The following is a 20,104-nucleotide window of genomic DNA, read 5'->3' as shown; positions in this document are numbered from 1 at the left end:
ACGCCCTCCCGGACACCCGCCCTACGGCAGCCGCTGCCCGATGAACAGCGCGCTGGCCGCGGCGCTTATCGCCGCGACGGTGCCCAGTATCAACCATGGCCTGCTGGCGTCGGCGTCTTTGACCTCATATCCGATCTGCTCACCCAGCGTGTCGTAGACCTTCCGCAGCTCGTCGGCGGTGGCGGCCTTGTAGAACTCGCCACCGGACAGTTTCGCCACCTGCTCGAGCGAGTCGTCGTCCACCGGGACCGGGGTGCGCCTGCCGTCGATGTCCACGGTGCCGTCGCTGGTGCCGAAGGAGATCGTGGAGACCGGGATCTTCATGTCCGACGCGGCCCGCGCCGCGGTGAACATGCCGCGCGGGTCGTCCTGGTTGTCGGTCGGGATGGTCTGCTTGCCGTCGCTCATCAGCACGATCCGGGCAGGTGGCGGGCCTTCCTGGCCGCCGACGACCTGCGAGAAGCTCTCGATCGACTGCAACGCGGAGAAGATCGCCTCACCGGTCGCGGTCGACTGGGCCAGCCGCAGCGTCTCGATCGCCTTGACCACGCCCTGGCGTGACGTCGTCGGCGAGACCAGCACGGTCGCGGTCCCGGCGAACGAGATCAGGCCGAGGTTGATGCCGGGGGTCAGCCCGCTGGCGAACGACTTCGCCGCCGCCTGCGCGGCTTCGAGCCGGTTCGGTTTGACGTCCGTGGCCTCCATCGACAGCGACACGTCGATCACCATCATGACGGTGGCGCGGTTGCGCGGCACCCGCGCCTCGGCCGTCGGACCGGCCAGCGCGATCGTGAACAGCGTCAACGCGGCCAGCAGCAGCGCGATCGGGACGTGCCGGGTCTTGCGCGCCCGCTTCGGGGCGACCTTCTCCAGCAGCGCGAGGTTGGTGAACCGCATGGTGTTGCGGCGCCGTCTGCGCTGCAGCAGCACGTAGGCGACGATCAGGCCGCTGATCGCGATCAGCAGCAGGAACCACCACGCGTCGGCGAACCTGCCGAAGCTCAAGCCGAACATCAGGCAGCACCTCCTCCGGACCAGCCACGTTTGCGGGCCACGACGAACCGCACCGTGTCAGCCACCCAGTCGGAATCCGTACGCAGTACCAAGTGCCCCGCACCGGCACGGCGGATCGCCGCCGCGACGTCGGCGCGGTGCTGCGCGGCGGCAGCCGCGAACTCACGGCGCAGCAACGGCGTCGCGTGCACCTCGCGCTGACGGCCGCTTTCCGGGTCCGACAGCACGATCGTGCCCACGTCGGGCAGGTCGATGTCACGCGGGTCGAGCACCTCGATCGCGATCAGGTCGTGCCGCGCCGACAGGCCGCGCAGCGCCCGTTGCCAGTTCACGTCGCCGAGGAAGTCGGAGATCACCACGACCAGGCCACGGCGGCGCGGCGGCCGTCGCAGCTGCTCGATCAACGTGGCCAGGTCCCCCATCGTGCCTTCGGGGGCGCGGGGTGTCTCGGCGACCTTGCGGATCAGGCCACGCGCGTACGCCAGGCCACCGCGTGCGGGGATGCGTGCCGTGTCCGCGCCGTTCGAGACGACCGCGCCGATCCGGTTGCCGCCGCCCCTGGTCAGGTGCGCGACCGCCGCTGTCGCGGCGACCGCGAGGTCACGCTTCTCGCACGCGGCCGTGCCGAAGTCCAGGCTCGGGGACAGGTCGATCGCCAGCCACGTCTCCAGCTCGCGGTCGGCGACCGTCTCGCGGATGTGCGGCGTGGTGGTCCGCGCGGTGACCGCCCAGTCCATCCGGCGCACGTCGTCGCCGGGCTGGTAGGGCCGCGCCTCGCCCGGTTCGGTACCCGGCCCTGGCACGAGACCGAGGTGGTTTCCCTGCAGCAGGCCGTCGAGCCTGCGGCGGACGTCCAGTTCGAGCAGGCGCAGCCCGGCTTCCATCCGGTCGCCGCGCAGGAGCGGCGGCGTCCACGAGGGACGCTCGTCGGCGCTTTCCTTCTCGCTCACGGCCGGGGTGCCACGCCCGCAGGTGCGTGCAGGCCCTGCTGCGGTCCTTGCGGCTGGCCCGGATTCGGTCCAGCCTGCTGGGGCCGCGCCGACACCTGCGGCAACGGCACGGTCTGCAGGACCCGCGTGATGATGTGGTCCAGCGGCACACCGTCAGCCAACGCGTCGTACGACAGCACCAACCGGTGCCGCAGCACGTCAGGCACGACGTCCACCACGTCCTGCGGAAGCACGTAGTCGCGACCGCGCACCAACGCCAGCGCACGCGAGGCCGCCACGATGCCCAGGCTGGCACGCGGCGAGGCGCCGTAGGCCACCCAGCCCGCGACGTCCGTCAGGCCGTGTTCAGCCGGGGTACGCGTGGCCAGGACGAGCCGTACGACGTAGTCGACGAGCGCGTGGTGCACGAACACCTTCGACGCGACGCCCTGGAGCCTGGTCAGCTCGGCGGGCGAGAGCACCTGGCCCGGCTCCGGCGCCGTGACGCCCATCCGGTAGACGATCTCGCGCTCTTCCTCGGCCGTCGGGTACTCGACGATGATCTTGAACAGGAACCGGTCGCGCTGCGCCTCCGGCAGCGGGTAGACGCCCTCGTTCTCGATCGGGTTCTGCGTGGCGAGCACGAGGAACGGGTCCGGCATCGGGAACGTCTGGCCGCCGATGGACACGTGCCGCTCGGCCATCACCTCGAGCATCGCCGACTGCACCTTGGCCGGTGCCCGGTTGATCTCGTCGGCCAGCACGAAGTTGGCCACGACCGGGCCGAGTTCGACGTCGAACGACTCGGCGCCCTGCCGGTAGATCCGGGTGCCGAGGATGTCGGCCGGCACGAGGTCGGGCGTGAACTGCACGCGGGAGAACGATCCGCCGACCACCCGGGCGAACGTCTCGACCGCGAGGGTCTTGGCCACGCCGGGGACACCTTCGAGCAGCAGGTGCCCCTTGGCCAGCAGGCCGACGAGCATCCGCTCGACCAGCCGGTCCTGCCCGACGATCACCCGCTTGACCTCGAACACGGTGCGTTCGAGCAACTGGGCGTCACTGGCCGGGGTCTTCGTCCCGGCCTCGGGTTCCGTCACGGGCCAACCTCCAACAAGACACGGTCATCCGCCACGACCCATCGAAGCCGATCAGCGGTGTGACCTCTGTGAAGACGACGAGGGCGCAGCCGGGGCGTCAGGTGGCCGGCTGCGCGAGGTAGCGGGCGGCCATGTCCGCGCCGAGGGTGGTGGTGTGGTCGACGATGCGGTCGGCGTCCACCTCGATGGCACCGCCCAGCCACGCCGTGACCAGCTCGATGAAGCCGCCGATGCCCAGCAGCACGCTCATCCGGAAGTCGATCGGGTCGATGTCGCGCCTGAGGTACGGCTGGCCGAGCTCGATCAGCAAGTCCGTGAACTGCTGGAGGGCTTCCTTGCGCAGCCGCTCCAGCACGGCGTTGCCGGTGTGGTCGCCGAACCCGATCCGGCCGAGGCGCGGGTCCTCGGTCAGGTCGTGCACGAACACCGCAAGCGCCGCACGCAGCCGTTCGATCGGGTCGGACGGGGCGTGCAGCGCGGCTTCCACGACCCGCTGGATGGCGTTGTCGCGGACTCGTTCCCACACGGCCGTCAGCAGGGCGTCCACGTCGGCGAAGCTCTCGTAGAAGTAGCGGTCGGTCAGCGCGGCGCGTGCGCACACCCCGCGCATGCTGACCGCCGACCATCCCTGGTCGCCCCAGATCTCGAACGCGGCGTCGACGAGTTTGCCGCGACGCTCGGCACGGCGTTGCTCGGTGCTGCGCCCCGCGTAGATCCCACGCCGGGCTCCTGTCGTGGCCACCCACCCATCTTGACAAAACCCGGTGGTCAACTTCAATCTGATGGCATGCGCCTTCAGAGACGACGGCTGCCATCAGATAGCGCTCCGGTGTCGTGGCAAGCGCGAGTTCTGCTGGCCACGGCGTGGGTCACGGCCCGGCCGTTGATCGCGGCGCTGCCCCAGAACGAGACAGGCGTACGCCTCGGGCGGCGTGGCACAGCCGCCACGCTGGCCGTCCTGTCCCCCACACTGCCCGGCACCACGATCACCCGCGTCGACGAGCCACGCGGCGAATGGGTCCGAGCGCCGGGCACGTCCGATGACCGTGTGGTGTTCTACCTGCACGGCAGCGCGTACACGATCTGCTCGGCACGCACCCACCGCGGCCTCACGTCACGGCTGTCGGCGGCGTCGGGCATGCCGGTGTTCGCGTGCGACTACCGGCTCGCCCCCAGCCACCGCTTCCCCGCCGCGGCCGACGACGTGCGCGCCGCCTACGACTGGCTGCTCGAGCAGGGCTACCGACCGGGCCAGATCGTGCTCGCCGGTGATTCCGCAGGTGGGCACCTGGCCATGGACCTCACGTGCGAGCTGGTCAAGGCCGGCGGTCCGCTGCCGTCGGGGATGGCGCTGTTCTCCCCCGCGATCGACCTCACCTTCGCCCTCAGCGCCCGGCGGGGCCCGCGGGACCCGCTCATCTCGGCCGCGCGGGCGAGACGCCTCGTGGAGCACTACACGCGGGACGTCGACCCCACGCACCCCCGCCTGGCGTTGAGCATCCCGGCCGGGTGCCCGTGGCCGCCGACGCTGGTCCAGGTCGGTGGCGCCGAGATGCTCGTCGCCGACGCCGAGCACATCCACCAGACCGTCCGCGCCGCCGGTGGGGACTGCGAACTGCAGGTGTGGCCGTCGCAGGGGCACGTGTTCCAGGTGTTCGCCGCGCTCCTGCCCGAAGCCCGCACGGCACTCGCCCGTGCCGGGGAGTTCATCAAGGAGACGTCATGAGCAGAGGTCGAAGCACGCGCGCACGAGCCGTGGTGACCGGTGCCGGTAGCGGCATCGGCCGCGCCTTCGCCGTCGAACTCGCCCGCCGGGGCGGCACGGTGGTGTGCGCGGACGTCAACGACACCGCCGCGAAGCAAACCGTCCAGCTGATCGGGAACGCTGGTGTGCCGGCACATTGCGACGTCTCCGACTCGCAGCAGGTCCGCGACCTCGCGCAGGCCAGCGAGGGCCTGCTGGGCGGCCCGCCGACACTGGTGATCAACAACGCCGGGATCGGCGCCGGTGGGCAGCCGGTCGGCGCCACCCCGCTGGCGGACTGGAAACGCACCCTCGACGTCAACCTGTGGGGCGTCATCCACGGCTGCCACGAGTTCGTCCCGCTGCTGCGCGCGACGGGCACCGGCGGGATCATCAACGTGGCCTCGGCCGCCGGTTTCGCCGCGGGCCCGGCGATGGCCGCGTACAACGTCAGCAAGGCCGGTGTGCTCGCACTGTCGGAAACGCTTGCCGCCGAACTGTCCGGCACCGACATCGCCGTCACAGTGCTGTGCCCGACGTTCGTCAAGACCAACATCATCGACAGCGACCGCATCGACGCCGCCGCGGCACGGCTGGCCGACACGATGATGCGGCTGACCGGCGTGTCACCGCACCGCGTCGCACGCACCACATTGGACGCGCACGACGCCGGCCGGTTGCACGTGGTGCCGCAGCTGGACGCGCGGCTGGTGTGGCGGACCAAACGCGCGTTGCCCGGCGCGTACACCAGGCTGGCCGGTCTCGTCGGCAGGCTGCTCCCCTCCATCGAGACCCCGAAGGGGGACTGAGCCGGATGGCACACGACTTCGACACCATGTTGCGGACCATCAAGGACAAGCAGTGGTCGCTGGCCGACATCGACTGGGACGCGCCCGGCGCGGAGACCGTCAGCGACGAGCAACGGCCCAAGCTCAAGCAGTTCATGGCCGACCTGGTGTGGATCGAGAACATCGGCGCGATGGGTTTCGCCGCGCTGGCCGACAAGGCACCGACCGGGACCATCAAGCAGATCTACAAGTACTTCCACGCCGAGGAGCAGAAGCACGCCAACGCCGAGCTGGCGCTGATGAAACGCTGGGGCATGCTGGCGGACGGCGAGACGCCCGAGCCGACCGCGCAGGTCAGGATGGCGATCTGGGTGCTGGACAACTTCAGCGACGACATGCCGCTGACCGGGCTGGCCACGCTGATCCCGATGCTGGAGTGCGCGCTGGACGGCGCGCTGGTGAAGTTCCTGCTCGACGAGGTCTCCGACCCGGTGTGCCACGAGGTGTTCCGGCACATCAACTCCGACGAGTCACGGCACATCGCGGTGGACTTCCAGGTACTCGACGTGGTCGGCGCCGGGCCGGTGCGCAGGCAGCTGATCGAATCGGCCGCCGTGCTCAAACCACAGGTGCTGCTCGGCCTGATCGTGGTGTTCGTGCCGCTGCTGAACAAGATGCGCGACAACATCGTCGCGATGGGCCTGTCGGAGCAGAAGCTGTACAACGCCGTGAAACGGTTCGCCAGCAACGGTGACCGCAGCGCCAACACCAGGCGGATCCCCGCGTACCAGTTTTTCAAGCAGCAGGCCAAGATGGTGATCGACCGGACCCACCCGTACCACCGGTTCCTCGCCGACCCGCTGGTCAGGCTGACCAACTTCTTCCCGGTGAAGCTGCTGGGCAAGCAGCCGTCGTGGTCGAAGGAACTCACCCACGAACCGGTGGACCGATGAACACGGCCACCGGCGTCCTGATCATCGGCGCGGGCTTCTCCGGTCTGGGCACGGCGATCCGCCTGTCCCACGCGGGCATCACCGACTTCGTGATCTGCGAACGCGCCGCGGACGTCGGCGGGACCTGGCGCGACAACACGTATCCCGGTGCCGCGTGCGACATCCCGTCGCTGGTCTACTCGTACTCCTTCGTGCCCAACCCGAACTGGTCACGCGCCTACTCCGGCGGCGCTGAGATCCTGGCCCACCTCAGGCACATGGCCGACCAGTTCGGGCTGCGCGAACACATCCGCTTCGGCACCGACATCACCGGCCTGACCTACGACGACGACACGGCGACGTGGACCGCGTCCACTCAGGACGGACGAACGTTCACCGCCCGCGCGGTGGTGTCGGCCGTCGGCGGCCTGGCCAACGCGAGCTATCCCGGCATCGACGGCATCGGGACCTTCCGCGGGCACACGATGCTCAGCTCGGCGTGGGACCACGGCTACGACTTCACCGGCAAGCACGTCGCGGTGGTCGGCACCGGCGCCAGCGCCGTGCAGATCGTCCCCGAACTCGTCGCCACCGCGGCCAACGTGAAGGTCTTCCAGCGCACGCCCGGCTGGGTGCTGCCCAAGGCCAACCCCCGCCACCCGTCGTGGATGACCGGCCTGTTCCGCAAGGTGCCCGGCGCGCAGACCGCGCTGCGCCAGGCCCTGTTCTACGGCCACGAGGCGATGGCGACCGGCTTGGTGTGGGACAGCGCCGTCACCACGCTGCTGCAACAGATCTCGCGCCTCTACCTGCGCCGCGCGGTGTCCGACCCGTGGCTGCGCCGCAGGCTCACCCCGGACTACCGGATGGGCTGCAAACGCGTCCTGATCACCAGCGACTACTACCCCGCCCTCCAGGCAGCGAACTGCAAGCTGATCACCTGGCCGATCTACGCCATCTCCGCCAACGGGATCCGCACGGCCGAAGGCATCGAGCACGAGGTCGACTGCATCGTGTTCGCCACCGGCTTCGACGTGTGCAACGCCGGGACACCGTTCCCGATCACCGGTTGCGGCGGGCGGGTGCTCGCCGACGAGTGGCTGTCCGGCGCGAAGGCGTACAAGAGTGTCGCCGTCGCCGGGTACCCGAACCTGTTCTTCACCCTCGGACCGAATTCCGGGCCCGGCCACAACTCGCTGCTGGTCTACAGCGAGGCGCAGATCAACTACATCGTCCAGGCGATCGCGTTGATCAAACGCGACGGGCTGCGCAGCCTCGAAGTGCGCAAGGACGTCCAGGAGGAGTTCAACCGCGACCTGCAACGCAGGCTGGCCCGCACGACGTGGAACTCCGGGTGCCGGAGCTGGTACCTGACCGGGGACGGCTTCAACGCCACCATGTACCCGGGTTTCGCCACCCAGTACGCGCGTGACCTCGCCGAGCTCGACCCGGACGACTACCTCGCCACGGCGGGCTGAACGTTGGTACGTTGCTCGCGTGGTCGACTGGGCAGACGAGGTGCGGGCCATCGTCCGCGAATCCCGCATCTGGTACGTGGCGACGACAAACGCGGACGGCTCGCCGCACGTGAGCCCGATGTGGGCCGACCTGGACGGCGACCTGGTGTTGTTCAACACCACGGTCGGCCGCGTCAAGGAACGCAACCTCCGCCGTGATCCCCGGGTCTGCCTGTCCAGCGTCGACCAGGCCGATCCGTTCGACCGGGTCCAGATCCACGGCCGGGCCGTCCGGTTCGTCACAGGCGAGCAGGCAAACCGCCAGATGGACGCCCTCGCGGGCAAGTACCTCGGCGCCGATCGCTACGAGTGGCTCATCCCCGGCGAACAGCGCGTGACCGTGTTCGTCGAGCCCACCCGGATCCGGCGGATCGTCGGCGTCGAACCGTTGCCCGCCGCCGCGCTCGGCCCGGACAACAGCCGCGCGGAGGCGTGACAACGGCTGTCGTCCGTGGATCGCGCTCGGCCGGATCGGACAGGTCAAGCCATGGTGTGCGGCTTTGCCGCCGCGCGTAGTTCGGTGACCAGTTGCCGTACCGCCAAGGATTGGGCGGTGGCGTGGGTGGCCACGTACACGATGCGGCGCGTCGGGCCGTTGTCGCCGAGCGGGGTGACGGTGACGCTCGGCGGTGTGGTCATGAGGCTGAGCTTCGGCAGGATGGCCATGCCGATCCCCTGCGCCACCATCGACAGCACGACGCCGTCGTCGGCCACGTCGACAGTCGCCTCCGGCAGCCAGTCCTGGCGGGCCCACCACGCCCGCGTGTAGGACGAGCAGTTCTCCGCCCAGTCGATCAGCGGGAAGCCGCGTGGTTCCCGATGCCCGGCCGGGTGCACCAGCAGGTACGGCTCACGCAGCAGTTCCCCGGCGACGAGCCCGCTCGGTGGCGGCGAGTCCTCGGCGAGCGTGGCGATGGCGACGTCCGCGCGACCGTCGGCGACCTCCCCCGCCGTGCCCCTGCCGAGTTCCGGCACGATCAGCACCTTGGGGCTCAGGCCGGGATGCTCCGCCGTCAGGCGATCGAGCGCGACTGGCAACAGGTGCGCCGCGGCGCTGCGGAAGGCCGCGATGCGCAGCGGTCCCGTCAGCGTTCCCGCGGCCGCGCCCCGCGCCTCGGCGACCAGCAGGTCGAGTTGGCGCAGGATCTGCCGTGCGTGCACGAGGACCCGGTGCCCGGCCTTGGTCACCCGCGCGCCCGACCTGCCCCGTTCGAACAGGACAGCCCCGATCTTGCGCTCGCAGACACGCACAGCGTGTGACACCGCGGACTGGGTCAGTCCACGGTCCCCCGCCGCGGCGGTGAAACTGCCGGTGCGCTCGACGGCGAGCAGGAGGCGCAACTCGCCGGGACTCAGATCAGTGGCACTCACCAGCACAGGCTAACCCGTGCCATGAACTGGATTCATGGAAACGGGACGTTCATCGACGCGGCGGTCTGCCGCGGCACCGATGCCGCGCATACGGTTCCCACCAGGCATTTCACCCGAAGGAGATCCCGGTGACCCGTAGTTTCAGTGCCGTCCGCCAAGTGCGCCGTCCCCAGGGCGAGCCGCGACGGGAGGACTTCGAGTTCGTCACCGAACCGTTGACCGGTCCCGGCGACGGTCAGGTCCTCGTCGAGAACATCTACCTGTCGGTCGACCCGTACATGCGTGAGCTGATGGACAGCGGCGACTGGGCGAAGGGGGCCGGGCTCGAAGGACGCGCGCTGGGGAGGGTGATCGAGTCCAAGGCAGCCGCGCTCCCGATCGGAACCATCGTGTTCCACCGGCACGGCTGGTGCACGCACGCAGTGCTCGGCGAAGCCGACGTCCGGGTTGTCACACCGGTGGACGGGGTCCCGCTCAGCGCTTTCCTCGGCGTCCTCGGCGGCACCGGACTGACCGCGTACGTCGGCCTGACCCGCGTCGCCCGGTTGCAGCCCGGCGAGGACCTGTTCGTGTCGGCGGCGGCCGGGGCGGTCGGCAGCGCGGCCGGACAGATCGCACGCCTGCTGCACGCGGGCCGGGTCATCGGCAGCGCGGGCTCGGCGGCCAAGGTCGAACACCTGACCACGCGGCTCGGTTTCGACGCCGCTTTCGACCACCGCGACGGCCCGATCCGGGCCTCGCTCGCGAAAGCCGCGCCGGAGGGCATCGACGTCTACTTCGACAACGTCGGTGGCGACCACCTCGCGGCTGCCATCGACGTGCTGCGCCAGCACGGGAGGATCGCGTGGTGCGGTGCCGTCGCGCAGTACAACAACCTCGACGACCCGCCCGCCGCGCCGCACAACCTCTTCGTGATCGTCGGCAAGGCCATCCGGTTGGAAGGCTTCCTCGTCCGCGACCACGGTGACGCGCGCGAGGAGTTCGAACGATTCCTCGTCCCGCACGTGCGGTCCGGCAGGATCACGGTCGACGAGACCGTGGCCGACGGCTTCCCCACGATCGTCGACGCGTTCCTCGGCATGCTGCGTGGCGAGAACATCGGCAGGACGCTCGTCCGCGTCACGCCGGAATGACCGCGTTCAAAGCAGGCGCGTGGCGTACGGGACCAGCCCGCCGTAGCGCACCGGGCTGATGCGCACGCGGGATCCCGAGTACGGTGCCTCGACCATCTGGCCGTTGCCGATGTACATGGCCACGTGGTGGATACGGCCGCGGGTGGCCCAGAACAGCATGTCCCCCGGCGCCATCTGGGACAGCGGCACGCGACGTCCCGACGTGGCCTGGTATCCGCTGTAGTGCGGCAGTCTGATGCCGACCCCGGCGAAGGCGTAGATCATCAGTCCGGAGCAGTCGAAGCCGATCTTGGCGTAGTCGCCGAACGAGTCGGCCACACCACCGTCACGGATACCGCGCGTCGGACCGTTGGCGTTGCCACCGCCCCATGCGTACGGCACGCCGAGCTGGGACAGCGCGCGGGCGATGACGACCGAGGCCGACCCGCCGGTGATCGGCGGACGCCCCGGGGCCGGGCGGCTGGGTTTGGCACCACCGCCACCTCCGCCGCCACTGGGCCGTTGTGCCGCTGCTGCCGCCGCGGCGGCAGCGGCTGCGGCGGCGGCTTTGGCTCGTTCCTCGTCTTCGCGCTGCTTGGCCGCCAGCCATTGCTGGTAGCGCTGCAACTGGGATTCCAGGCCGCCGACTTTCGCTTGCGCGTCAGCGAGTTCCTGCTCGGTCCTGGCACGGAACGCCTCGAGCTGCGCGGCTTCGCCCGCCTGGTCGCGCCGGGCCTGCTCGGCCACCGCCGTCGCCTGGTCGGCCACGCGTTTGGCGTCCTGCGCCTCGGCTTGCTTCTCGTCGGCGACCTCGAGCGCCGCGCGGGCACGTGAGTCCTTGTTGGCCTGTTCGACGCGGGCGCGCTGCATCCGTTCCAGCGCATCGAGTTGGGCGCTGCTCACCGCGTTGAGCAATCCGGCGCGGTCCAGGAGGTCCTTGGGGCTCTTGGCACCGAAGTACGCCGTCATGGAACCGACTGTGCTGCCCTGGCGGAAGCTCGCGGCTGCGAAGTCGTCGACGTCCTCGCGCACCTTGCGGATCGCCGCGCCCGCCGCGTCGGCCTCCTGCTTGGCCGCGGCCGCGTCGGCACGGGCCTGGTCGGCGGCCTCCCGCGCGCTCTGCAGGTCGACGAGCGCCTTGTTGGCGTCTTCCATCTTCAGCTCGACGGTGGCCTGCAGATCGACCAGTTTGGACTCCGCGTCGGCCAGCTTGCTGGTCAGCTCGCCGACCTTCGTCGCCTTGCTGTCCCTGTCGGCCTTGCTGTCGTTGACTTCCTGGTCGCTCGGCTTGGGCGGTGGCGGCGGTACGGCGTACGCGGACGGCGTCATGGTCAGCGTCATTGTCACCGTCATTGTCACCGTCATCGTCACCGCCAGCGCAGCGGCGAGGAACGGAACGCCGTTTCGACGGACACGCACGGCGCCTCCTTCGCTCGACCACCACTTCTGTCACAGCAGATATGTGCCGTAACAGTGACAACTTAGTCACCGTGCATCACAGAATCCTGTTTGGACAGCCCAGACGTGCGAATTCGACCCGAAAGGGGGATGATCTTCCGGGGTTGGGACGATGGGCGGGTGCGGACTTTGATGCCCCGGATCGGGGCCGTGGCGGCGGCGACCGGTCTCGCGCTCGTCGTGCTGGGCTCGTTCCTGCCCTGGATCCGGTCGGGTACCGTGCACTACACCAGCTACCAGTCGCTGGGAATTCTCCGTCATCTCGGTTTCATGGACGCGTTCCCGGCGCTGCGGATCCTGCTGGACGTCTGGCTCGGCGTAATACCAGCGGCTGCCGTAGCGATTGCAATGTACGCTCTGCGCCTACGCCGGACGGCCGCGGTGCTGGCAGTCGTTTTGGCGTTGTTGATGGGAACGATCGCGGGGGCAGTCACCGTCCAAGGGGATGACAAGGGCGGGGTGATCGGCATCGCAAGCAGCGGACCAGCGGTAACGCTGTCGGGCGCGGTGCTGGCACTGCTCGGCGCGGTCATCGTCCTCGTCACGCAGCGCAACCGGGTGAAGCAGTACCAGCAATCTGGAGGGGACCTGTGACCTATCCGCCTTCCGGCGGCCAGTGGCAGCCGAACGATCCGAACCAGCCCCCGCAGCAGCCGGGGCAGCCGAGCGGCGGGTTCCCGGCGCAGCCGGGCGGTTACCCACAGCAGGATCCCGGCCAGGGGTATCCGCAACAGGGTTACCCGCAGGACCCCGGTCAGCAGGCGTACCAGCAGCCCGGGTACCCGCAGCAGGACTACGGCCCGCCCGGGTACCCGCCGCCGCCCAAGAAGAAGACCGGCCTGATCGTCGGTGTGCTCGTCGCGGTGGTCGCGCTCGTCGCGGGTGGCCTGGTGTACTTCCTGGCGATCCGGCAGAGCGACACCGTCGCCGAGGGCGCGCCGACGCCCACCGCGGCCGCGGAGAACCTGGTCAACAAGATCAACGCCGGTGACGTGGCCGGTCTGTTCACGGTGCTGCCGCCCGCGGAGGCGGCGCTGCTGCGCGACACCAACACGCAGATGACCGACGAGCTCAAGCGGCTCGGCGTGTACAAGGCCGACGCGGACCCGAACAAGATCGGCGGCCTGAAGGCGACCGGCCTGAAGTTCGACGAGGCCAAGAAGCAGGTCGTCAACGACCACCTCGAGATCAACATGCTGACCGAGGGCCAGATCGAGATCAACTCGGACATGCGGGACCTGCCGTTCAACGACAAGTTCCTCGACGAGGTCTTCCCGAACGGCGTCGACGCCCCGGCCGGCCAGACCCAGAAGATCGACATCGGCAAGCTCGTGCAGCGCAGCAAGCAGCCGATCCGGATCGCGACGGTCAAGGTCGGCGACCAGTGGCACCCGAGCCTCTTCTACACCATCGCGGACTACGCGCTGCTGGACGGCAAGAAGAAGTGGCCTGCCACGTCGGTGCCGGCCAACGGCGCCGGCAGTCCGGAAGAAGCGGTGAAGCAGTTCGTCGACGCCGCGCTCGAAGCCAGGATCGAGCGCCTGATCGAACTGGTCCCGCCGGACGAGATGGGCGCGCTGCACGACGCGGGCCCCGCGCTGATCAGCGCGATCGGTGACCTGGAGCCGACCGGCGCGAAGGTCGACAAGCTGGAGACCGAGACCAAGGAGACCACCGGCGGCACGAAGGTGGTCCTCAAGTCGATCACGCTGACTGTCGAGGGCGAGCAGGGCACCATCTCGCGCATCGGTGACTGCTACGAGGTCAAGGACCCGCAGGGGCAGACCACCAAGTTCTGCGCGGCGGACATGGCCAAGGAGATCGGCTCGAGCAAGATGCCGAAGGCGGCCGTCACGGCGATCACCCACATCACCGAGAGCGTCTTCAAGGAAGGCGTCGGCGTGGTGACCACGAAGGTCGACGGCAAGTGGTACGTCAGCCCGGGCCGCAGCTTCTTCGAGGTCTTCCTGCAGATCATGCGTGGCCTGCAGCCAGGCGACATCGAGGGCCTGCTCAAGGGCATGAAGTAACGAAGTGACCGACAACGGCCCGGCGCCTGGGTGCCGGGCCGTTGCCATGTCCGGTTGACCTCAACCGGGCTTGAAGTTGGAAACTGGGGGACATGGTGGACATCGGAGTCGTCCTGCCGTCACTGGCGGTGCAGCAGGACGAGAAGCTCGACCTGGCGGCAGCGGCGCGGCACGCGGAGGACGTGGGACTCGCCAGCGTGTGGCACGGTGACCACCTGGCCATCGGCAGGCCGGTGCTGGACCTCGCGATCGGCCTGACAGTCGCGGCGACCGCGACGAAACGCGTGAAGATCGGCGCGAGCGTCTTCGTACCGGCGATCAGGCCGCTGGCGTGGGCAGCCAAGCAGGTGGCGAGCCTGCAGTACGTGTCGCAGGGCCGCCTGGTACTCGGGCTCGGCTCAGGCGGTGGCGCGAAACAGTGGGAGGCGGCAGGGGTCCCGTTCAGCCAGCGAGGCCGGCGCACGGACACAGCGCTGCGCCTGCTGCCCCGCCTCCTCGCAGGCGAGCACGTCGACGAGGTCGGCGTGGCACTGGCTCCCGCCGTGTCCCGGCCGCCGTTCTGGATCGGCAACGCGTCGGCGATCGCGATCGAACGCGCGGTCCGCTACGGCGACGGCTGGTTCCCGTCCCTGATCACGCCGGAGGACGTCGCCAAGGGCGCGGCGAAGATCGGCGGGCGGCTGACCATCGCGGTGGGCACGACCGGCCGGCTCGGCCCGGACGAGGACGCGAAGGCCGAGATCGCGATGGGCATCGCCGAGGCGTACGGCATGCCGGTGGAACGGGCCGCGAGGATCCCGATCACGGGCACACCGCGCGAGGCGGCCGAGCGGATCGCCGCCTTCCAGGCCGCCGGAGCCGACCACCTGGTGTTCGGGCTCTCCGGCACGGACTGGCGCAAGCAGTGCGAGCTGCTCGCGGAGGCACGGTCGCTGATCTAGTCCCAGTTCTCGCCGGGCGGCTTCGCAGCTGGTCAGTGTCCGTCGTGGTGGATGAACTCGATCCGGTTGCCCACCGCGTCGTAGGTGTGCAGCCGGCGACGGCCGGGGATCTGCGCGGGGTCGGCCCGCACCACCTCACACCCGGCGCGGTCCAGGGCCGCGACGACCACGTCGAGATCCACCACGAACGCCGGGTGGGCCTTGCGGGCGGGCCGGAAGTCCGCCTCCACCCCGGCGTGCAGCTCGCCGCCACCCGGCACCTGGAACCAGCACCCGCCGCGTGCGGCCAGCAGCGGCGGCTTCGGCAACTCCGGCCACCCGAGCACGCCGTGGTAGAACGCACGCAGTCGATCTTCGCTGTCCGCCGGACACGCCACCTGGACATGGTGAATCATGTCTCTCCACCCCGCCTTGTCGTCGAATACAGGACAAGCGTACTGTTAAGAGCGAAGGTGGGGCCCGGGGTCTGCGAGTCCGGCGGGGATGCGCGAGACTCGGCCCAACCGAACTGACTTTGCCACCACCCGCACCGGCGCGCGAGATGGAGTTGGACGTGACTGCACCTGCGAGCAAGGACAGCTTCGGTGCCCGCGGCACGCTGACGGTCGGCGACACCTCATACGAGGTGTTCCGGCTGAACGCGGTCGAGGGCGCCGAGCGCCTGCCGTACAGCCTGAAAATCCTGCTGGAGAACCTGCTGCGGACCGAGGACGGCGCGAACATCACCGCCGACCACGTCCGTGCCCTCGCGGGATGGGACCCGAGCGCCGAGCCCGCGACCGAGATCCAGTTCACCCCGGCCCGCGTGGTCATGCAGGACTTCACCGGCGTTCCCTGCATCGTCGACCTCGCCACCATGCGCGAGGCCGTCACCCAGCTGGGCGGCGACCCCGACAAGGTCAACCCGCTCGCCCCGGCCGAACTGGTGATCGACCACTCGGTGATCGCCGACATCTTCGGCCGCCCCGACGCGTTCGAGCGCAACGTCGACCTGGAGTACGAGCGCAACAAGGAGCGTTACCAGTTCCTGCGCTGGGGCCAGACCGCGTTCTCCGAGTTCAAGGTCGTGCCGCCGGGCACCGGCATCGTGCACCAGGTCAACATCGAGCACCTGGCCCGCGTCGTGATGACCCGCAACGGCCAGGCCTACCCGGACACCCTTGTCGGCACCGACAGCCACACCACCATGGTCAACGGCATCGGCGTGCTGGGCTGGGGTGTCGGTGGCATCGAGGCCGAGGCCGCCATGCTGGGCCAGCCGGTCTCCATGCTGATCCCCCGGGTCGTCGGCTTCAAGCTGCACGGTGAGCTGCCCGCGGGCGCCACCGCGACCGACCTCGTGCTGACGATCACCGAGATGCTGCGCAAGCACGGCGTGGTCGGCAAGTTCGTCGAGTTCTACGGCACCGGCGTCGGCGCTGTCCCGCTGGCCAACCGCGCCACGATCGGCAACATGAGCCCCGAGTTCGGCTCCACCTGCGCGATCTTCCCGATCGACGGCGAGACCATCGACTACCTGAAGCTGACCGGCCGTTCCGAGGAGCAGCTGGCGCTGGTCGAGGCGTACGCCAAGGAACAGGGCATGTGGCACGACCCGTCGACCGAGGCCGCCTACTCCGAGACGCTCGAACTCGACCTGTCCACTGTGGTCCCGTCGATCGCCGGCCCGAAGCGTCCGCAGGACCGGATCGCGCTGGCCGAGTCGAAGCCCGCCTTCCGCGGCGCGCTCGGCAACTACGTCTCGCACACCGAGGAGCCCGCGAAGTCCGGTGTGGACGAGGCCAGCGACGAGTCCTTCCCGGCGAGCGACCCGCCCGCGTTGCACGAGGGCGAGAACGGCGACGGCAAGCCGCGCGTGGCGTACTCCGCCGCCGAGGGCAGCCACGGCCGCCCGTCCACGCCGACCACGGTCACGGTGGACGGCAACACCTTCGAGCTCGACCACGGTGCGGTCGCGATCGCCGCGATCACCTCCTGCACCAACACCTCGAACCCGTCGGTGATGATCGGTGCCGCGCTGCTGGCCAAGAAGGCCGTGGAGAAGGGGCTCACCCGCAAGCCGTGGGTGAAGACCACGCTGGCGCCGGGCTCCAAGGTCGTCATGGACTACTACGAGCGCGCCGGTCTGCTGCCGTACCTGGAGAAGCTGGGCTTCCACCTGGTCGGCTACGGCTGCACCACGTGCATCGGCAACTCCGGCCCGCTGCAGGACGAGATCTCGCAGGCCGCGCAGGACCAGGACCTCGCGCTGGTGTCGGTGCTGTCGGGCAACCGCAACTTCGAGGGCCGGATCAACCCGGACATCAAGATGAACTACCTGGCCAGCCCGCCGCTGGTGGTGGCGTACGCCCTCGCCGGGTCGATGGACATGGACATCGTGGCCGACCCGATCGGCACGGGCTCCGACGGCGAGCCGGTGTACCTGGCGGACATCTGGCCCACCCCGCAGGAGATCCAGGAGACGATCGCCTCCTCCATCACCTCGGAGATGTTCACCAACGACTACGCGGACGTGTTCCACGGCGACGAGCGGTGGCGTTCGCTGCCGACGCCGACCGGCAACACGTTCGAGTGGGCGGACGACTCGACGTACGTGCGCAAGCCACCGTACTTCGAGGGCATGAAGAACGACCCGTCGCCGGTGACCGACATCGACGGTGCCCGGGTGCTCGCGCTGCTGGGTGACTCGGTGACCACCGACCACATCTCCCCCGCCGGTGCGATCAAGCAGGACTCCCCCGCCGGGAAGTACCTGACCGAGCACGGCGTGCAGCGCAAGGACTTCAACTCGTACGGTTCCCGCCGCGGCAACCACGAGGTGATGATCCGCGGCACGTTCGCCAACATCCGGCTGCGCAACCTGCTGCTGGACGACGTGCAGGGTGGCTTCACGCGCAACTTCCTCGCCGACGGCGCGCCGCAGACCACCATCTACGACGCTTCGGTGGCGTACGCCGAAGCCGGTGTCCCGCTGGTTGTGCTGGCCGGCAAGGAGTACGGCTCGGGTTCGTCGCGTGACTGGGCCGCGAAGGGCACGTCGCTGCTCGGTGTGCGCGCGGTCATCGCGGAGTCGTTCGAGCGCATCCACCGGTCGAACCTGATCGGCATGGGCGTGCTGCCGCTGCAGTTCCCCGAGGGCGAGTCGGTGTCGTCGCTGGGCCTGGACGGCACGGAGACGTTCGACTTCAGCGGTGTCACCAAGCTCAACGACGGCGAGACCCCGCGCACGGTCAAGGTCACGGCCACGAAGACCGACGGCGGCAAGGTCGAGTTCGACGCGGTCGTGCGCATCGACACCCCCGGCGAGGCGGACTACTACCGCAACGGCGGCATCATGCAGTACGTGCTGCGCAAGATGGTCCGTTCCTGACCAACTGAGCGAGGAAACCGCCGGGGCGCTCGTCGCCCTGGCGGTTTTTCGCTGTTTCAGGCGCCTGTGTAGCAGCTGATCTCCATGCCGTCCTCGACCGGGAACTCCATGCTGACGTAGCCGTTGGCCGGGTCGCGGACGTAGGCGAGGTGGTCGGCCATCGTGGGGAACGTGATGTCATCGGCCACGACGAGCGCCCCGGGCGCCAGCTTGGGCTCCAGCAGCCGCAGCACGTCCCCGGTGAGCTCTTTCCAGCCGTCCAGCAGCACGAAGCCGATCGGTCCCTCGATCGCCTCGAACGTCTCGCGGGCGTCGCCGGCGAGGATGGTCGCGTGGGCGCCGAGCCCGGCTTCCTTGATGTTCAGCCGGGCCGCGTCGAGTTTCGTCGCGCTCATCTCGCTGCCGTAGACGTGCCCGATGCCGTTGTCGGCGACGGCCGCGGCCAGGTGGATCGTGGAGATCCCGTAGGACGTTCCGAATTCCACGACGGTCCCCGGCCGGGCCGCGCGAGTCAGCGCGTAGAGCAGCTTGCCGCCCGCCACCGAGACGGGCATGTAGATGTCTTGCATCGCGTCGGCCCGGCCCTGTGCGTCGCCGGGATTCGGCCGTGGTGGCCGTGCCGCGTCTTCGTCGGCGGCAGCGAACAACCGATCGAGCACGGCACTGACTTGCGGAGTCCTGAGGGAGTTCGTCATAACCTCCAGAGTAGACGCAACGTTGCGTCCAGTCTAGGGCTGGCTAGGCTGCGTGACGTGACGAAGACGCAGCGGCACCACGGCAACCGGCACGGTCGCAGCGAGGAGGCCCGCCAGGCCGTGCTGGAGGCGGCGGACGACCTGCTGGTCGAACGCGGGTTCGCGGGCTTCACCATCGAGGGCGTCGCGGCGCGTGCCGGAGTGGCCAAGCAGACGATCTACCGCTGGTGGCCGTCGAAAGTGGACATCCTGATGGAGGCCCTCGTCGGCGACATCCGCAAGTACCTGGCCATGGCGGACACCGGCACCCTCGCGACAGACCTGCGCCACTACGCCGAGACTCTCGCCGTCATGTTGACCCGCACCGACCAGGGGGCCGTCTTCCGCGCGCTGGCCGGGCAGGCGCAGCACGACCCCGCGACGGCGGCCAGATTCCGCGCCGAATGCGTGGATCCTCTGCGCGCCAAGGAGAAATCCCTGTTCGAGCGCGCCGCCGAGCGGGGTGAGGTCGCGGCTGACCTGGATGCCGAGGTCGCCGCCGACCGGCTCTTCGGACCGTTGTACTACCGCGTGCTCGTCACCGGCGACGACGTCTCCACCGAGTATGTCGACGCGTTGGTCACCGACTTCCTTGGTTCGATCTCGCGATGAGTGACGACGTGGTGTCGGTCATCCCGGCCGATCCGCACTGGCAGCCGGGCAAGGCGGCAGCCGGACGTGCCGCCGCGCTCGCGGCGACCCTGACGCCCGGCGACGACGTGCGCATCGAAACCACCTGGCACGACCGCATCGCGGTCATCGACTGCGCTGAGAACCTCCAACGGATCACGTGTCCGGCGTGTCACGCCTCGATCGGCATCGAGTGGTTCGCGGACCTGTTGGAGCACAACCACATGCGCGGATTCGACGCCCTGGACGTGACAGTGCCGTGCTGCGGCGCCGAGACGACACTCGACGCCATCGGCTACGACTGGCCGTGCGGGTTCGCCCGGTTCGAGATCGCGATCTGGACACCGGACCGCGACTGGTTCACCGACGCGGAACTCGCCGGGTTCGCCGAGGCACTGGGCCACCCGGTCCGCCAGGTGCTCGCCCACATCTGA

The 20,104-nt window shown here is 69.4% G+C and carries 20 protein-coding genes; 12 read left to right on the top strand and 8 right to left on the bottom strand.

The annotated features are described in order from the left end of the window. Positions 1-21: 21 nt before the first annotated feature. The 4 genes from AOZ06_RS20160 to AOZ06_RS20145 all read right to left on the bottom strand — a co-directional run bounded on the left by AOZ06_RS20160 (position 22) and on the right by AOZ06_RS20145 (position 3,785). Positions 22-1,014 carry a VWA domain-containing protein gene (locus tag AOZ06_RS20160; protein WP_417999956.1) on the bottom strand — a complete coding sequence of 331 codons (993 nt, stop codon included), beginning with the start codon at positions 1,012-1,014 and terminating at the stop codon, positions 22-24. Then, positions 1,014-1,898, bottom strand: a complete 885-nt coding sequence (locus tag AOZ06_RS20155; RefSeq protein WP_083472678.1) for a DUF58 domain-containing protein — start codon at positions 1,896-1,898, stop codon at positions 1,014-1,016. Before AOZ06_RS20155 ends, AOZ06_RS20160 begins: the two co-directional genes overlap by 1 nt. Positions 1,899-1,960: 62 nt before the next feature. After that, entirely contained in the window at positions 1,961-3,043 is a 1,083-nt protein-coding gene (locus AOZ06_RS20150; protein ID WP_054290822.1) for an AAA family ATPase, read from the bottom strand. Between the two features lie 97 nt (positions 3,044-3,140). After that, a complete protein-coding gene (locus tag AOZ06_RS20145; protein WP_054290821.1) occupies positions 3,141-3,785 on the bottom strand; it encodes a TetR/AcrR family transcriptional regulator in 645 nt (214 codons plus the stop codon). 87 nt (positions 3,786-3,872) lie between these two features. On the opposite strand from AOZ06_RS20145, the gene AOZ06_RS20140 reads away from it, so the two are divergent. From AOZ06_RS20140 to AOZ06_RS20120, 5 genes are read left to right on the top strand one after another with little or no spacing between them, the layout of a single operon-like run. Then, positions 3,873-4,769 (top strand): alpha/beta hydrolase, encoded by an 897-nt coding sequence (locus AOZ06_RS20140; protein WP_236952306.1) that lies wholly within the window; start codon positions 3,873-3,875, stop codon positions 4,767-4,769. After that, positions 4,766-5,596, top strand: a complete 831-nt coding sequence (locus tag AOZ06_RS20135; RefSeq protein WP_054290820.1) for an SDR family NAD(P)-dependent oxidoreductase — start codon at positions 4,766-4,768, stop codon at positions 5,594-5,596. The genes AOZ06_RS20140 and AOZ06_RS20135 overlap by 4 nt, the downstream gene beginning before the upstream one ends. 5 nt (positions 5,597-5,601) lie before the next feature. Next, the gene (locus AOZ06_RS20130; RefSeq protein ID WP_054290819.1) at positions 5,602-6,528 is read left to right on the top strand and encodes a hypothetical protein; all 927 of its coding nucleotides are present in this window, start codon (positions 5,602-5,604) and stop codon (positions 6,526-6,528) included. After that, on the top strand, positions 6,525-7,985 hold the full coding sequence (locus tag AOZ06_RS20125) for a flavin-containing monooxygenase (RefSeq protein ID WP_054290818.1): 1,461 nt from the start codon (positions 6,525-6,527) through the stop codon (positions 7,983-7,985). Before AOZ06_RS20130 ends, AOZ06_RS20125 begins: the two co-directional genes overlap by 4 nt. A gap of 19 nt (positions 7,986-8,004) precedes the next feature. Next, entirely contained in the window at positions 8,005-8,460 is a 456-nt protein-coding gene (locus AOZ06_RS20120) for a PPOX class F420-dependent oxidoreductase (protein WP_054290817.1), read from the top strand. Between the two features lie 44 nt (positions 8,461-8,504). On the opposite strand, the gene AOZ06_RS20115 is transcribed toward AOZ06_RS20120, so the two are convergent. Continuing rightward, positions 8,505-9,395 (bottom strand): LysR family transcriptional regulator, encoded by an 891-nt coding sequence (locus AOZ06_RS20115; RefSeq protein WP_054296771.1) that lies wholly within the window; start codon positions 9,393-9,395, stop codon positions 8,505-8,507. Between the two features lie 128 nt (positions 9,396-9,523). On the opposite strand from AOZ06_RS20115, the gene AOZ06_RS20110 reads away from it, so the two are divergent. Continuing rightward, the gene (locus AOZ06_RS20110; RefSeq protein WP_054290816.1) at positions 9,524-10,528 is read left to right on the top strand and encodes an NADP-dependent oxidoreductase; all 1,005 of its coding nucleotides are present in this window, start codon (positions 9,524-9,526) and stop codon (positions 10,526-10,528) included. 6 nt (positions 10,529-10,534) lie between these two features. On the opposite strand, the gene AOZ06_RS20105 is transcribed toward AOZ06_RS20110, so the two are convergent. Further along, entirely contained in the window at positions 10,535-11,872 is a 1,338-nt protein-coding gene (locus AOZ06_RS20105; protein ID WP_054296770.1) for an NlpC/P60 family protein, read from the bottom strand. Positions 11,873-12,085: 213 nt separating this feature from the next. Between AOZ06_RS20105 and AOZ06_RS20100 the strand changes: the two genes are divergently transcribed. From AOZ06_RS20100 to AOZ06_RS20090, 3 genes are all read left to right on the top strand, one after another. After that, complete coding sequence (locus AOZ06_RS20100; RefSeq protein ID WP_157233127.1) at positions 12,086-12,559, top strand: hypothetical protein; 474 nt, start codon at positions 12,086-12,088, stop codon at positions 12,557-12,559. After that, complete coding sequence (locus tag AOZ06_RS20095) at positions 12,556-13,995, top strand: hypothetical protein (protein WP_054290814.1); 1,440 nt, start codon at positions 12,556-12,558, stop codon at positions 13,993-13,995. The genes AOZ06_RS20100 and AOZ06_RS20095 overlap by 4 nt, the downstream gene beginning before the upstream one ends. Before the next feature lie 92 nt (positions 13,996-14,087). Continuing rightward, positions 14,088-14,936 carry an LLM class flavin-dependent oxidoreductase gene (locus tag AOZ06_RS20090; RefSeq protein ID WP_054290813.1) on the top strand — a complete coding sequence of 283 codons (849 nt, stop codon included), beginning with the start codon at positions 14,088-14,090 and terminating at the stop codon, positions 14,934-14,936. A 32-nt stretch (positions 14,937-14,968) separates the two neighbouring features. On the opposite strand, the gene AOZ06_RS20085 is transcribed toward AOZ06_RS20090, so the two are convergent. Then, the gene (locus tag AOZ06_RS20085) at positions 14,969-15,331 is read right to left on the bottom strand and encodes a VOC family protein (protein WP_054290812.1); all 363 of its coding nucleotides are present in this window, start codon (positions 15,329-15,331) and stop codon (positions 14,969-14,971) included. Between the two features lie 158 nt (positions 15,332-15,489). On the opposite strand from AOZ06_RS20085, the gene AOZ06_RS20080 reads away from it, so the two are divergent. Beyond that, entirely contained in the window at positions 15,490-18,306 is a 2,817-nt protein-coding gene (locus AOZ06_RS20080; protein ID WP_054296769.1) for an aconitate hydratase, read from the top strand. Between the two features lie 56 nt (positions 18,307-18,362). On the opposite strand, the gene AOZ06_RS20075 is transcribed toward AOZ06_RS20080, so the two are convergent. Then, on the bottom strand, positions 18,363-19,001 hold the full coding sequence (locus AOZ06_RS20075) for an O-methyltransferase (protein ID WP_054290811.1): 639 nt from the start codon (positions 18,999-19,001) through the stop codon (positions 18,363-18,365). 57 nt (positions 19,002-19,058) lie between these two features. Between AOZ06_RS20075 and AOZ06_RS20070 the strand changes: the two genes are divergently transcribed. Continuing rightward, entirely contained in the window at positions 19,059-19,652 is a 594-nt protein-coding gene (locus tag AOZ06_RS20070; protein ID WP_236952304.1) for a TetR/AcrR family transcriptional regulator, read from the top strand. Continuing rightward, on the top strand, positions 19,649-20,104 hold the full coding sequence (locus AOZ06_RS20065) for a hypothetical protein (protein WP_054290810.1): 456 nt from the start codon (positions 19,649-19,651) through the stop codon (positions 20,102-20,104). The genes AOZ06_RS20070 and AOZ06_RS20065 overlap by 4 nt, the downstream gene beginning before the upstream one ends.

The organism is Kibdelosporangium phytohabitans, from assembly GCF_001302585.1.
Taxonomy (GTDB): Bacteria; Actinomycetota; Actinomycetes; order Mycobacteriales; family Pseudonocardiaceae; genus Kibdelosporangium; species Kibdelosporangium phytohabitans.
The sequence above is the reverse complement of the archived record's forward strand: the minus strand, read 5'-3'. Positions and strand labels throughout refer to the sequence as shown.